This is a genomic window from Streptomyces racemochromogenes (assembly GCF_039535215.1).
GTDB lineage: Bacteria > Actinomycetota > Actinomycetes > Streptomycetales > Streptomycetaceae > Streptomyces > Streptomyces racemochromogenes.
Map to the genome: position 1 here is coordinate 4,237,378 of NZ_BAAAWT010000001.1, position 14,568 is coordinate 4,251,945.

A 14,568-nucleotide genomic window follows, 5' to 3' on the forward strand; every position below is an offset into this window, starting at 1 on the left:
CTAGGCCGCAGCGGCCTCCGGCGCCGGCCCGCGCCGGACGGTCGCCTTCCACAGCCGGACCACGGACCACACCGTGGCGTAGAGCAGGAGGCCGTTGCGCAGGCACAGCAAGGCCGTGCCGAGCGCGCTGGTGGCGAGGATGTCCGCGTACCAGACCGGGAAGATCAGCGTGGTCAGCGCGTTGGCGGCGACGAGCAGCCAGGCGACCGGGCGCTGGGTGGTGTTCCTGGAGGTCAGGCAGACCGCGGCGAGGCCGAGCAGCCAGATCATGTACTGCGGGCTGATGACGCGGCTGGTGACCGTGAAGACCAGGATCGCGCAGAGCGCGGCGTCGAAAGGCGTCGCGCTCGTCCAGTGGTTCGCCCGGACGCGCCACAGCAGGAGCAGCAGGAAGCCGGCCAGGGTCAGGGCGAGCGAGGCCCGCGCGATGTCCGCCACGTACGGGCCGATGTACTCGAAGGCCCCGTACTGGAAGTCGATCCAGCCGGGCCACAGGTCCAGGAAGCGGGCCGCCATCAGGACGGAGCCGCCGAGGGACTCGACCTGCACGCCGCGGTCGCCCTGGTTGCCGAGGAAGCCGAGCGTGTCGCTGAACAGCGCCGCGAAGACGGCGAGCAGCGCCACGCAGGACAGCGCGGCCGCGACGACGGCGTCCCGCGTCGACCTGCCGCGCGGGGTGCCGAGCAGGGTCAGCAGCGGCCACACCTTGACCATCGCGCCGATGCCGGCGACGACCCCGCCGGCCCGGGGGCGGCTGCGCAGCGCGAGCAGCGCGAAGACCGCGAGCAGGGTGACCTGGATGTCGTAGCGCGCGAACGGGGTCGCCATCATCATCGGCAGCGCCGCCAGCCACAGCAGGGCGCCGGCCATGCTGCCGTCGCTCCTGCGCGCCGCCCGGACGAGGCCGAGCAGGACCACGCCGTCGCAGAGCACCGTCAGGGCCACGAAGGCCTGGAAGTACGTGAGGAACGGCAGCAGGTCGGGGGAGAGGAAGACCGCCGCGGCGGCCGGCGGGTACTGCCACATGATGTCGTTCTGCGGCAGCGTCCAGGTGGACAGGACGTCGTACCAGTTGTGGTAGGTCGCGGTGACCTCCACGCGTACGAGGTTCGAGCTGAAGAAGTCGTTGACGAGCATCCAGAGCATCGCGGCCCGGCTGGCCAGCCAGAAGCCGGCGATGCCGGCGAGGGCGCCGCGTCCGCGCGCGGCCGCTTCGAAGGAGGTCCGCCGGCGGTGCGCGGCGGGCCCCGGCGCCGTGGCCGGCGCGGCCGGGTCGGCGGGGAGGCTACTGGTCGTCGTCATGGCGTCAGGCCTGCGGCCGGCCCATCGCGCGGTACGTCCAGCCGGCCGCCCGCCAGCGCACCGGATCCAGGGCGTTGCGCCCGTCCAGGACGAGGCGGTCGGTGACGACGGCGCCGAGCTCGGCCGGGTCGAGGTCGCGGAACTCGCGCCACTCGGTGAGGTGCAGGACGACCTCGGCGCCGCGGGCCGCGGCCAGCGCGGAGTCCGCGTAGCCGAGGGTGGGGAAGACGCGGCGGGCGTTGTCCATGCCCTTGGGGTCGTAGACGGTGACCTGGCCGCCCTGGAGGTGGATCTGCCCGGCGACGTTGAGGGCGGGGGAGTCGCGGACGTCGTCGGAGTCGGGCTTGAAGGTGGCGCCGAGGACGGCGACCCGCTTGCCGAGGAAGGAGCCGCCGACGGCCTCGCGGGCCAGCTCGACCATGTGGCCGCGGCGGCGCATGTTGATGGAGTCGACCTCGCGCAGGAAGGTCAGGGCCTGGTCGGCGCCCAGCTCGCCGGCGCGGGCCATGAAGGCGCGGATGTCCTTGGGCAGGCAGCCGCCGCCGAAGCCGATCCCGGCGCGCAGGAACTTCGCGCCGATCCGCTCGTCGTGGCCGATGGCCTCGGCGAGCTTGACCACGTCGCCGCCGGCGGCCTCGCACACCTCCGCCATCGCGTTGATGAAGGAGATCTTGGTGGCCAGGAAGGAGTTGGCGGCCGTCTTGACCAGTTCCGCGGTCGGGAAGTCGGTGACCACCAGCGGGCTGCCCTCGGACATCGGGGTCTCGTACACCTCGCGCAGCAGCTTCTCGCCGCGTTCGCCCCGGACGCCGATGACGATCCGGTCGGGGTGCAGGGTGTCCTGCACCGCGAAGCCCTCGCGCAGGAACTCCGGGTTCCACGCCAGTTCGACGTCCGCGCCCGCCGGGGCCAGTTCCGCCAGCTTCGCCGCGAGCCGCGCCGCCGAGCCCACCGGCACGGTCGACTTGCCGACCACCAGCGCCGGCCCGTTCAGGTGCGGGGCGAGCGATTCGAACGCCGCGTCCACGTACGACATGTCGCAGGCGTACTCGCCGTGCTTCTGCGGGGTGTTCACGCACACGAAGTGGACGTCGCCGAACGCGCCGAGCTCCTCCCACGACCGCGTGAACCGCAGCCGGCCGGTGGATCCGGGCAGTCCCGCCACGTGCCGGGCGAGCAGCTCCTCCAGGCCGGGCTCGTACATCGGGGCCCGGCCGGCCTCCAGCATCGCGATCTTCTCCGGGACCACGTCCAGGCCCAGCACCTCGAAGCCGAGTTCCGCCATGGCCGCGGCGTGGGTGGCGCCGAGGTAGCCGGTACCGATCACGGTGATCTTGAGGGGGGCCATGGATGCTCCAGAGGTGCGGGGCCGTTTGCGGCCCCGAGCATAGTCGGGCCGGTCCGTGGGGACGTTCCCCGGAGCATCCGGCTGTCACGCAGCTCACGTACGCGCCGCATATCGCTGCACGGACGCCGGGAACTAGAATTTGGGTTACTTAACGGTAGTTAGCATCCCGCGCCGGGCGTGCGACAGCGACACACGGCTGTCGCGCCTTCCACGGCGCGTGACCTTGGGGAGTGAGAGATCTTGGCGGGTTCTGCCGACTTCGACCTGTACCGCCCGGCCGAGGAGCACGACATGCTCCGCGACTCCGTCCGCGCGCTGTGCGAGGCGAAGATCCTCCCGTTCGCGGCCGCGGTCGACGAGGAGGCCCGCTTCCCGCAGGAGGCCCTCGACGCGCTCGTCGCCAACGACCTGCACGCCGTTCACGTGCCCGAGACCTACGGCGGCGCCGGCGCCGACGCCCTCGCCACCGTGATCGTGATCGAGGAAGTGGCCCGCGTCTGCGCCTCCTCCTCCCTGATCCCGGCCGTGAACAAGCTCGGCTCCCTCCCGGTGATCCTCTCCGGCTCCGAGGAGCTCAAGGCCAAGTACCTCGGCCCGCTCGCCAAGGGCGACGCGATGTTCTCCTACTGCCTCTCCGAGCCCGACGCGGGCTCCGACGCGGCCGGCATGAAGACCCGCGCGGTCCGCGACGGCGACTTCTGGGTGCTCAACGGCGTCAAGCGCTGGATCACCAACGCGGGCGTCTCCGACTACTACACGGTGATGGCCGTCACCGACCCGGAGAAGCGCTCCAAGGGCATCTCGGCCTTCGTCGTCGAGAAGTCCGACGAGGGCGTCTCCTTCGGCGCCCCCGAGAAGAAGCTCGGCATCAAGGGCTCCCCGACGCGCGAGGTCTACCTCGACAACGTCCGCATCCCCGCCGACCGCATGATCGGCGCCGAGGGCACCGGCTTCGCCACCGCGATGAAGACCCTCGACCACACCCGCATCACCATCGCCGCCCAGGCCCTCGGCATCGCCCAGGGCGCCCTGGACTACGCCAAGGGCTACGTCCAGGAGCGCAAGCAGTTCGGCAAGCCGATCGGCGACTTCCAGGGCGTCCAGTTCATGCTCGCGGACATGGCCATGAAGATCGAGGCCGCCCGCCAGCTGACGTACGCGGCGGCCGCCAAGTCGGAGCGCGTCGACGGCGACCTGACCTTCTTCGGCGCCGCGGCCAAGTGCTTCGCCTCCGACGTCGCGATGGAGGTCACCACGGACGCCGTCCAGCTCCTCGGCGGCTACGGCTACACCCGCGACTACCCGGTCGAGCGCATGATGCGCGACGCCAAGATCACCCAGATCTACGAGGGCACGAACCAGGTCCAGCGCATCGTCATGGCCCGCAACCTGCCGTAACGCGCCCGGCCCGGAGACGCGCGAAAGGCCCCCGCACCCGCCGGGGGCCTTTCCGTACACCCTCCTTTGTAACGATTCCGATCCAGCGGGCGGCCGGACCGCGGCCGTACGCCCCCGGCGGGCCGCCGCGCCCGGCCCGAGGAGGAGTCCCTTGGCCCGCCCGCGCGGCCCGCGGCCCGCGGGCGGATCTCGCGGGCGGGCTTTCGCCGCTGAGCAGCGGGTCTTCGGCCGCTCGGCCGGCACGCCGTACATAGAGAGGGGAAGGCCGGGTCCCCGCGCCCGCGCGGAGTACGGAACCCGCCGTAACCGGAACGTTGCCGGAGGCGGCCCGCAGGGCCCGCCTGAGGGCTTTGCACCGCCCGGGATGGGCTAACTTTGAAGCTTCGTACGCCTGAACCGGTTGGGGAGAGAACAAAATGACGGAAGCGATCCTGCTGGTCGGCGGGCAGGGGACGCGACTGCGCCCCGTGACGGTGAACACCCCCAAGCCGATGGTTCCGGCAGCGGGCGTCCCGTTCCTCGCCCACCAGATAGCCAGGGCCGCCGCCGCCGGGGTCACGCACATCGTGATGGCCACCTGCTACCTCGCCGAGGTCTTCGAGCCCTACTTCGGCGACGGTTCCGACTTCGGCATCACCCTCGAATACGTCGTCGAGGACGAGCCGCTGGGCACGGGCGGCGCCATCCGCAACGCCGCCGAGCGCCTGACGGGCGGCCCGGACTCCCCGGTCCTCGTCTTCAACGGCGACATCCTCACCGGTCTCGACATCGCCGGCCTGGTCGAGTCGCACCAGGCGGCCGACGCCGACGTCTCCCTGCACCTCGTACGCGTCGAGGACCCGCGCGCCTTCGGCCTGGTCCCCACCGACGCCGACGGGCGGGTGCTGGCCTTCACCGAGAAGCCGGAGACCCCCGAGGAGATCATCACCGACCAGATCAACGCCGGCTGCTACGTCTTCCGCCGCAGCGTGATCGACTCCATCCCCGCCGGCCGGCCGGTGTCCGTCGAGCGCGAGACCTTCCCCGGCCTGCTCGCCTCCGGCGCCAAGCTCCACGGCGTCACCGAGGACACCTACTGGCTGGACCTCGGCAAGCCCGAGTCCTTCGTCCAGGCCTCCGCCGACCTGGTGCGCGGCGTCGTCTCCTCCCCGGCCGTCCCCGGCCCGCGCGGCGAGGCGCTCGTCCTCCCCGGTGCCGAGGTGGCGGAGGGCGCCAAGCTCTCGGGCGGTACCGTTGTGGGTGCCGGCGCCCGGATCGAATCGGGTGCTGTCGTCCAGGGCTCCATCGTGCTGGACGGCGCGATCCTCGGCGCGGACACGGTGGTGAGCGCCAGCCTCATCGGCGCAGGCGCCTCGGTGGGAACGCGCACGGTGCTGACGGGCGCGGTCATCGGCGACGGCGCCGTCGTGGGGGCTGACAACGAACTTCGCGCAGGGGTGCGGGTGTGGTGCGAGGCTGAACTGCCGGACGCCGCCGTCCGTTTCTCCTCCGACCGGTGACCAACTTCAGTGAGGCACAACCTGTGATAGGCGAGCAGCAGACTCCCCGCCCGACCGACGTCGCAACCACCAAGCTCCCCGACACCTGGGCGGACACGCCGCTCACCGTGGTCATGCCCACCTACAACGAGGCGGGCAACCTGCCGGGCATGGTGGAGCTGCTCATGGGCCTCGACCAGCCGGGCCTGCGCCTGCTGATCGTCGACGACTCCTCGCCCGACGGCACCGGCAAGATCGCCGACGAGCTCGCCGAGGGCTTCCTCACCGAGGACGGCAAGCCCCGCATGTCCGTCCTGCACCGCACCGCCAAGGACGGCCTCGGCCGTGCCTACGCAGCGGGCATGGCCAAGGCCGTCGAGGACGGCGCCGAGTACGTCCTGCAGATGGACGCCGACGGCTCCCACCCGGCCGGCAAGATCTCCGAGATGCTGGGCGTCGCCCGCTCCACCGGAGCCGGTCTCGTCGTCGGATCCCGCTACGTGCCGGGCGGCACGCTGTCCGACGCCTGGGGCGCGCACCGCAAGCTGCTCTCCCGCTGGGCCAACGCGTACGCGAGCACCATCCTCGGCACCCGCGTCCGCGACATCACCGGCGGCTTCAACCTGTGGAGCGCCGGCGCGCTCAAGGCGATCGACCTCGCGTCGATCGGCAGCGCCGGCTACAGCTTCCAGGTGGAGATGAAGTACAAGGCCCTGCGCCGCGGCTTCCAGGTGATGGAGGTCCCGATCCACTTCGAGGACCGCACCGTCGGCGAGTCCAAGATGAACCTGGCCGTCCAGCTGGAGTCCATCGCCATGCCGTGGAAGCTCCGCGCCCGCGCCGGCAAGTAACGCACGGACGGACGACGAAGGAGGAGGGGCACCCCGGCCGGGGTTCCCCTCCTCCTTCGTTCCACCACCCGCCGGGGGCCGGGTCACTGCCCCCTGACGGTCACCTTCTGGTCCTTCTGGATCTCCTTGACCAGCTGCTGCACCTTCGCCTTGTCCCAGACCAGGTTGCCGCCGCGCTGACCGGAGATCGGCATGTTCATCGACACGCCGTCACCGCCGCTGATGCCCTTCATCGCGAAGAACATCTGCCCCATGTCCCACAGCCCCATGTCCTTGTCCACGATCAGCGTGTCCAGGCCGGCTCCCATGACCGGGTAGAGGGAGAAGGGGTTCAGGACCGTGCCCGGGGTGGCCGCCTGGCTCGCGAGCGCGGAGAGGAACTTCTGCTGGTTCTTCGTCCGCTGGAGGTCCGACTCGGCGAAGGCGTACCGGGTGCGGACGAAGGCCAGCGACTGCTCGCCGTTGAGGGTCTGCTTGCCCGCCTTGAAGTCGGCGCCCGACTTCTCGTCCTTGAAGCCCTGCTCGATGTCCAGCTCCACCCCGCCGAGGGCGTCGACGATGTTCGCGAAGCCCGCGAAGCCGATCTCGGCGTAGTGGTCGATGCGCAGGCCGGTGTTGAACTCCACCGTCCGCACCAGCAGCTCCGGCCCGTCCTCCGCGTACGCGGCGTTGAGCTTGACCCGCCGCCCCTGCGAGGGGAACTTCTTGCCCGACTGGGAGCCGACGAAGGAGGGGATCTCCACGTCCGAGTCGCGCGGCAGCGAGATCATCGTGTTCCCGCTGGAGCACTTCGCCAGGATCATCATCGAGTCGGTGCGCTTGCCCTCGGCGGAGCCCGTGTGGAGCTTCTTCTTCTCCTCGTCGGACATCCCCTCGCGGCTGTCGGAGCCCACGATGAGGTAGGTGGTGCAGTCGCCCTCCTTCGGGCGCTCGATGACCTTCGACAGGTCCACCTCGCGGCGCACCTGGGAGTCCGCCCAGAAGTAGGTGCCGATGCCGGTCACGAGGAGTACGGAGACCACCGCGATCGAACCGATCTTGATCCGCTTGCGCCAGTCAGGGGCCGGCCCCTGCGGCCTGCCCGGGCCGCCGGGCCCGCCCGGCGGGCGCTGGCCCGGACTGCCGGGAGCCGCGGGACGCCCGTACACCTGGCCGGTGTTGTAGCCGCTGTCGTATCCCGAGGCCGGAGCCTGCGCCTGCTGCGGCACCCCGTACCCCGGACGGCCGCCCTGCGGCGGGGCCTGCGGCGGGACCGGCGGACGCCCCGGGCGCTGGGGCGGCTGCTGCGGCTGCCGCTGGACGCGGCGCATCCGCTGCGCCCCCTCCGGCTGCGCCTGCCCGCTGCCGCGCCCGTACCCGTCATCGCGGCGGCCCCGCGCGTCGCGCTCGCCGTACCCGTCCCAGTCACTCATGCGCACAAGGATGCCCGGCCGGGAGGGCCGCCCGACACCCCGGTCCACGCTTCGTACCGCGCCTGTTGCACACCTGATGCCTACGGGCGGCACTTAAGGTGGCTGTATGACACAGATACCGGACGCACCCGAGGGCAAGCCGATCTCGGCGTCCCGGACCACCCTCAGCCACATCATGACGGCCAACGACACCAACCTGCTCGGCACCGTGCACGGCGGTGTGATCATGAAGCTGGTGGACGACGCGGCCGGCGCCGTGGCCGGGCGGCACTCCGGCGGCCCCGCCGTCACCGCCTCCATGGACGAGATGGCCTTCCTCGCCCCCGTCCGCGTCGGCGACCTGGTCCACGTCCGGGCGCAGGTCAACTGGACCGGACGCACCTCGATGGAGGTCGGCGTACGCGTCCTCGCCGAGCGGTGGAACGAGTCGAGCCCCGCCACCCAGGTCGGCAGCGCCTACCTCGTCTTCACGGCGGTGGACGCCGACGGCAAGCCCCGCCGGGTTCCGCCGGTGATCCCGCAGACCGAGCAGGACGAGCGCCGCTACCAGGAGGCCCAGATCCGCCGCACCCACCGGCTCGCCCGCCGGCAGGCGATCACCGAGCTGCGCGCGCGGCGCGCGGCCGAGGGCATCGAGGAGTGATCCATTCGGCTGCGGCAGTGACGCCCCCGTAGACTGCTGCGCTGACGTCCGACCACCCGTACGCAGCCGCGCCGCGACCGTCGAGCGCCCTGCCGTCCCCGCAGAAGGCGCTTCCATCCGATGACCTCCGCACGCACGCTGCCCGACTCCCCGGCCGGTGCGGCCGGGCGCCGAAGCGCCGGAACGGACGAGGAGCCCGCGGCGCCCCGCCGGCTGCCGGCCCGCCTCGACTGGCTGTGGGCCGCACTGCTGACCCTGGCCGTCACCGCGTTCGGCATCGGCCGCGCCCAGCCCTGGCGGGACGAGCTCGCCAGCTGGAACGCCGCCTCGCGCAGCACCGGCGAGCTGATCGACATGCTGCGGCACGTCGACGCCGTCTCCGGCGCCTACTACCTCCTGCTGCACGGGTGGGTCTCCGTCTTCGGCGACTCCCTCGCCATGCTCCGGTTCCCGTCGGCGCTCGCCATGGCCGGCGCCGCCGCCTTCGCCGTCCTGACGGCCCGTACGCTCTTCGACCGGCGCACGGCCGTCTTCACCGGGCTGCTCTTCGCGTTCGTGCCGGCCGTGTCCCGGTACGGGCAGGAGGCGCGGTCGTACGCCTTCGTCGTGCTCGCCGTCAGCGCCGCGACCTGGCTGCTGCTGCGGGCGCTGGAGCGGCCGGCCCCGCGGCGCTGGGCCCCGTACGCCCTCGCCGTGGCGGCGGCCGGGCTGTTCCACGTCGTGTCCCTGCTGATCCTGCTGCCGCACGGGCTGATCGTGCTGCTGCGGTGGCGGCGGGACCGGCGCGGGCGGACCGTCGTCGCTTTCGCGGTGACGGTGGCCGTGGGCCTGCTGCCCGTGGTGCCGCTGGTGCTGCTGGGGCAGCGTCAGGTCACCCGGCAGATCAGCTGGATCAAGACCCCGCACCTGCGGAGCTTCGCCGACCTGTGGAGCACCCTCTTCGCCTCCCCGACCACCGGCCTGCTCCTCGGCGCGCTGGTGCTGCTGCCGCTCGCCTGGAGCCGGGGCCGGCGGCCCGCCGGGGAGCTCCTGCTGACCGGCGCGGCCCCGGTCGTGGCCGCCTGGGTGGTGTCGCAGGGCAGCACCTCGTACTTCATGGACCGCTACCTGCTCTTCACCGTGCCCGCCTGGGTGGTGCTCGCGGCAGCCGCGCTGGCCGCGCTGCGGCCGCTGCGGGCCGGGGCGCTGGTGCTGGCCGCGCTGATCGTCCTCGGCCTGCCCGACCAGCGGCAGATGCGCACCGAGTGGGCCAGGGTCGAGCAGGACGGCCAGGCCGTCGCGAAGATCATCGCCAAGGGCTACCGGCCCGGGGACGGGTTCGCGCCCGTACGCGGCGACGACCGGGTGTTCATGATCGACTTCCAGGTGGAGTACTTCCTGCCGGACCGCGTCCGCCTCAAGGACGTCTTCGCCGAGCGCTCGGCGCTCCAGCGCGACGACCTGTTCCCCAAGGAGTGCGGCCGGCCCGCGCAGTGCCTGGGCACCACCCCCCGGGTGTGGGTGGTGACCTGGAGCGGCACGGACAACCCGTACCACAAGTTCCCCAAGGGGCAGGCCGAAGCGCTTCGCAGCCACTACCGGGTGGCCGAGAGCAAGACGGTGCGCGGCCTGACGGTCTCCCTGCTGGAGCGCACGGCCTAGCCGGCGGGACGGCCTACGGCCCGCACACCACCTGGTCGCCGGTGACGGCCTGGGCGCCGCCGTCCCGGTAGGGGTCCTCGGCCCGCACCGGCACCACCTTGCGGTACTCCGAGCCGGCCGTCACCAGCACCGTGCGGCCCTGCCCGGCGACCGCGCGCAGCTCGCTGCCCGGCAGCGCCGCCGCCACCGTGCGGGCGGAGCGGTCCCAGCGCGGGTCGTACGCGATCACCGTGCGCCGGACGTCGCGGCTGGCGGCGTTGCCCGGGGTGCGGGTCGTGTCGAAGCCGGTGGCGCGCAGGGCCTCGTCCACCCGGCCGCCGAGCCCGTCGATCCGGGTCCCGTTCTCCACCTGGACCCGCACCTGCTGCGGCGGCACGTCCACCGGCACGGCGGCGGGCCGCTGCCCCCCGCCCGCGCCCCCGCCGGGCCGGGGCGGGGCCAGCGGCCGGTCCTGGCGCAGCGACTCGAAGAGCCGGGCCGCCTTCGGGCCGTCCCACTTCACCGTCGAGCCGATGCCCTTGACCGGGTACGAGGCGTCCCCGACCGGCACCGAGGCGAACTCGGACGAGGAAGGCGTGAAGTCGCGCATGGCCTGGCCCAGCGCCAGCATCTGCTCCGAGCCGAAGTCGCGGTCGGCCCGCACCGACCCCAGCAGGGTGGAGCTGACCTCCTTGAACTTCACCGGGTTGAGCAGCACCCCGCCCCCGGTGGCCTGTTTGACGAGGGCGGCGACGAATCGCTGCTGCCGCTGCATGCGGCCCAGATCGGAGGCCCCGTCGACATGGCGGGAGCGGACGTACTGGAGGGCCTGGCCGCCGCTGAGCCGGTGCGTGCCCGGCAGCAGGTCCAGGCCGGTGTTCTGGTCGTGCAGCGCCTTGACGGTGCAGATCTCCACGCCGCCCATCGCGTCGACGGTCTTCATGAAGCTGCTGAAGTCCACCTCCAGGTAGTGGTCGATCTTGACCTTCGTCATGTTCTCCACGGTGCGCACGGTCAGGTTCGGCCCGCCCTCGGCGTAGGCGGCGTTCAGCTTCACGGGGTGCGGCCGGTGCGGCTTGCCGGTCACCGGGTCGCGGTGCGCGGGCAGTTCGGCGTAGCTGTCCCGGGGCAGGCTGACGACGCTGGCCCGCTCCCGGTCGGCGGAGAGGTGCACCAGCATGATCGTGTCGGTGCAGTGGCAGGGGGCGCCGCCGAGCCGGAACGCGCGCTTCTCCTGCGGGGTGATCCGGTCGCGGCCGTCGGTGCCGACGAGCAGGAAGTTCATCCCGTGCCCGGCCTGGGGGCGGTTCTTCATGTCCTTGAAGGGGTCGACCCGTTCGATCCCGGTGTCCAGGCCCGTCATCACCGCGTGCCCGACCGCTCCGGACCCCAGCACCACCAGCGACAGCCCGGCCGCGATCCGCACCCCCCACCGGGGCCTGCCCTCCCGGCGCCTGCCCCGGCGGCCGCCGCCGCGCGCACGCTGCGGCTGGGAGGGCCTGGCGGGTGGGGTGGGACGGTGCGGCTGGGGCACGGTGGACACCTCCGCGGGGGACAGCACGGGGACGGAGCCGGCGGTTCGCTCACGGTGCCGACCGGCCGGCACATCGGGCAGATTCGTCAGAACAGTAGGCCCATACGATCAGCCGCTGTCCGTACCGCTCGTCCGCCGCGCACCCGTTTCCCCCGTACGCGGTAACGTGACACCGGTACCCGACCGTGAAGGACGACATGCCCGCCCAGCAGCCCGCAGTCTCGGTGATCATGCCGGTGCTCAACGAGGAGCGCCACCTGCGTGACTCCGTCCGGCACATCCTCGGACAGGAGTACGCAGGCGAGATGGAGGTGGTGATCGCGCTCGGGCCGTCCACGGACCGCACCGACGAGATCGCCGCCGAACTCGTACGCGAAGACCCCCGCGTCCACACCGTTCCGAACCCCACCGGACGGACCCCCGCCGCCCTCAACGCCGCGATCAAGGCCTCGCGCCACCCGATCGTCGTCCGCGTCGACGGCCACGGCATGCTCTCCCCGAACTACATCGCCACCGCCGTCCGCCTCCTGGAGGAGACCGGCGCGCAGAACGTCGGCGGCATCATGCACGCCGAGGGCGAGAACGCCTGGGAAGAGGCCGTCGCCGCCGCGATGACCTCGAAGATCGGCGTCGGCAACGCCGCCTTCCACACCGGCGGCCAGGCCGGCCCCGCCGACACCGTCTACCTCGGCGTCTTCCGCCGCGAGGCCCTCGAACAGCAGGGCGGGTACAACGAGGAGTTCATCCGCGCCCAGGACTGGGAGCTGAACTTCCGCATCCGCGAGGCGGGCGGGCTCATCTGGTTCTCCCCCGAGCTGAAGGTCCAGTACCGCCCGCGGCCCTCCGTACGAGCCCTGGCCAAGCAGTACAAGGACTACGGCCGCTGGCGCCACGTCGTGGCCCGCTACCACTCCGGCTCCATCAACCTGCGCTACCTCGCCCCGCCGACCGCCGTCTGCGCCATCGCGGCCGGTGTGGTGGCGGGCGTGGCCCTCACCCCGTGGGCCTTCGCCGTCCCGGCCGGCTACCTCGCCGCGATCACCGCGGGCTCCGTCCCGGCCGGCCGGGGGCTGCCGCTCAAGGCCCGCGCCCAGATCCCGCTCGCCCTCGCCACCATGCACATGAGCTGGGGCTTCGGCTTCCTCACCAGCCCGCGCTCGCTGGCCCGCAAGGTCATCGCGAGCCGCCGCCCGTCCGTCCCGGGCCCGGCCGGAGCCCGGGACCACTCGCAGGTCTGACACCGCCGCGGGCGGCGGAAACGGCACGAAGGGGTGACCCGGCCCTCCACGGACCGGGTCACCCCTTCGCGTTCGACCGGGCCGGCTCACCAGCGGTACGGCTTGTAGACCTCCATGCAGGCCCCGGTGTCCGAACCGTTGAGGGCGTCGGCCGTGTCCGGCACGGAACCGGCCTCCGGCGGCGCCTGCTGCGGGTAGACCGCGCCGTCGCGCCAGTCGCCGCCCACGATCAGGGTGATCCGCGAGACGTCCGCCGACTGCTGCACCGCGGTGCCCGGGATGCCCATGGCCGCCGCCACGCTCTGCGCCTCGCCGGCCAGCTCGGGGGACGGGTAGCGCACCACGGTGGCCTTCTCCGGGGTCAGCGCGCTGTCCGCGCGGGCCCCCGTGAAGCCCTTGGCGACCAGGGCCTCCGCCACCACGTTCGCCCGCCGGGGGGCCAGCGGCATCTTCTCCACCGCGGTGCCGTTGACCACGTTGACCTGGATCTTGTCCGGCGCGGTCGACGGAGCCGCGGACGGCCCCGGGCCCGGCTGCGCCGGCTGGCCCGACGGCGACGGCTGGCCCGGCTGCGAGGCCCCGGAGGAGGGCTGCGACGGAGCGGACGCGGAGGCCGAGGGGCTCTGCGGGGTGGTCGGAGTGCCGTTCTTGTCGAAGGCCACGTCCTTGCGGAGCATCGTCCACAGCTTGTCGGCGTCCGCCGGGTTCACCACGAGCCGGTCCGGGTCCGAGGGGTCCTGGAAGGTCGGCATCGTCGTCATCGTGATGCGGTTGGTCGGCACGTCCTTGAGCTGCATGGCCAGGTTGTAGAGCTTCTTGACCGAGCCGATCTCCTCCGAGACCTCCAGCGCCTTCGTGCCGGCCTCGGCCAGCGCCGTGATCCGGCCGACGTCGGTGAAGGCGTTCTGGCTCTTGAGCTCGCGCATCATCGAGTTCATGTACATGTGCTGGGCCTGCGCCCGGCCCAGGTCGCTGCTGAACGCGTGCCGGGTGCGCAGCCACTGCAGGGCCTGCTCGCCCTTGACCCGGGTGGTGCCCTTCTGGAGCTTGAGGCCGGAGCCGCCGCCGGAGGTGGCTATCGGCCGGTCCCAGACGTTGTCCTTGACGCAGACCGGGACGCCGCCGACCGCGTCGGCCATCTGCACCACACCGGAGAAGTCGATCATCATCCAGTGGTCGATGTAGACGTTGGTCAGCTTCTCCCACGTGGCCAGCGTGCAGCCGGGACCGCCGCGACCGAGCGACTCGTTGATCATCGCCCGGGTCTTCTTGAACTTCTCGCCGCTCTTGGGGTCCGTGCACTCCGGTATCTCGACCCGGGTGTCGCGAGGGATGCTCACCACGGAGGCGTTCTCCCGGTCGGCCGACACGTGCAGCAGCATCTGCACGTCCGCGAGCGGGGGGTTCCCCACGGTGTCGTGACTGCCGCCCAGTTCGACGTTCTCCGGCTTGTTGCGGCTGTCCGAGCCGATCAGCAGGATGTTCAGCGGCCGCTGGCCCTTGGCGTTGGCGTGGGTCTTCTCCACGCCGCTCTCCCCGCTCAGGCGCTGCCCGCTGCGGATGTTGCCGTTGAGGTGACGGTAGTAGAGGTACCCGGCCGCCGACGTCCCCAGGATCAGGAACGCCATGACGGACGCCACCCAGAACAGCACCCGGCGGCGGCGCCGCCGCACCGGGAGCCCGCCTTCCGCGGGCAGGGCCGTACCCGAGCCCTTCCGGGGCGGGGGCACCGATGCGGCGGTCT

Annotated in this window: 11 protein-coding genes; 6 read left to right on the forward strand and 5 right to left on the reverse strand. The window is 72.3% G+C overall.

Annotated elements, in window-relative coordinates; translation table 11 throughout:
* Positions 1-1,302, reverse strand: coding sequence for a glycosyltransferase family 87 protein (locus ABD973_RS19655; RefSeq protein ID WP_125821319.1), 1,302 nt, complete (start codon positions 1,300-1,302; stop codon positions 1-3).
* A gap of 4 nt (positions 1,303-1,306) precedes the next feature.
* Complete coding sequence (locus ABD973_RS19660) at positions 1,307-2,650, reverse strand: UDP-glucose dehydrogenase family protein (protein ID WP_125821318.1); 1,344 nt, start codon at positions 2,648-2,650, stop codon at positions 1,307-1,309.
* A gap of 240 nt (positions 2,651-2,890) precedes the next feature.
* On the opposite strand from ABD973_RS19660, the gene ABD973_RS19665 reads away from it, so the two are divergent.
* The 3 genes from ABD973_RS19665 to ABD973_RS19675 all read left to right on the forward strand — a co-directional run bounded on the left by ABD973_RS19665 (position 2,891) and on the right by ABD973_RS19675 (position 6,377).
* A complete protein-coding gene (locus ABD973_RS19665; protein ID WP_125595567.1) occupies positions 2,891-4,048 on the forward strand; it encodes an acyl-CoA dehydrogenase family protein in 1,158 nt (385 codons plus the stop codon).
* Positions 4,049-4,464: 416 nt separating this feature from the next.
* A complete protein-coding gene (gene manB, locus ABD973_RS19670; RefSeq protein WP_007264479.1) occupies positions 4,465-5,547 on the forward strand; it encodes a mannose-1-phosphate guanylyltransferase in 1,083 nt (360 codons plus the stop codon).
* A gap of 113 nt (positions 5,548-5,660) precedes the next feature.
* Positions 5,661-6,377, forward strand: coding sequence for a polyprenol monophosphomannose synthase (locus ABD973_RS19675; protein ID WP_241253558.1), 717 nt, complete (start codon positions 5,661-5,663; stop codon positions 6,375-6,377).
* 83 nt (positions 6,378-6,460) lie between these two features.
* Here ABD973_RS19675 and ABD973_RS19680 read toward each other — a convergent pair whose 3' ends face one another.
* Entirely contained in the window at positions 6,461-7,789 is a 1,329-nt protein-coding gene (locus ABD973_RS19680) for an LCP family protein (protein WP_345501207.1), read from the reverse strand.
* 106 nt (positions 7,790-7,895) lie between these two features.
* On the opposite strand from ABD973_RS19680, the gene ABD973_RS19685 reads away from it, so the two are divergent.
* Together ABD973_RS19685 and ABD973_RS19690 are read left to right on the forward strand one after the other, a co-directional pair.
* A complete protein-coding gene (locus tag ABD973_RS19685) occupies positions 7,896-8,432 on the forward strand; it encodes an acyl-CoA thioesterase (RefSeq protein WP_125595564.1) in 537 nt (178 codons plus the stop codon).
* 120 nt (positions 8,433-8,552) lie between these two features.
* A complete protein-coding gene (locus ABD973_RS19690) occupies positions 8,553-10,073 on the forward strand; it encodes a glycosyltransferase family 39 protein (protein WP_125821317.1) in 1,521 nt (506 codons plus the stop codon).
* 13 nt (positions 10,074-10,086) lie between these two features.
* Here ABD973_RS19690 and ABD973_RS19695 read toward each other — a convergent pair whose 3' ends face one another.
* Entirely contained in the window at positions 10,087-11,586 is a 1,500-nt protein-coding gene (locus ABD973_RS19695) for an LCP family protein (protein WP_446696982.1), read from the reverse strand.
* 197 nt (positions 11,587-11,783) lie between these two features.
* Here ABD973_RS19695 and ABD973_RS19700 point away from each other — a divergent pair, with 197 nt between their 5' ends.
* Positions 11,784-12,824 carry a glycosyltransferase family 2 protein gene (locus ABD973_RS19700; protein ID WP_125821316.1) on the forward strand — a complete coding sequence of 347 codons (1,041 nt, stop codon included), beginning with the start codon at positions 11,784-11,786 and terminating at the stop codon, positions 12,822-12,824.
* Between the two features lie 86 nt (positions 12,825-12,910).
* Here the strand turns inward: ABD973_RS19700 and ABD973_RS19705 are convergent, their stop codons facing one another.
* Complete coding sequence (locus ABD973_RS19705) at positions 12,911-14,476, reverse strand: LCP family protein (protein WP_125824017.1); 1,566 nt, start codon at positions 14,474-14,476, stop codon at positions 12,911-12,913.
* Positions 14,477-14,568: the final 92 nt, after the last annotated feature.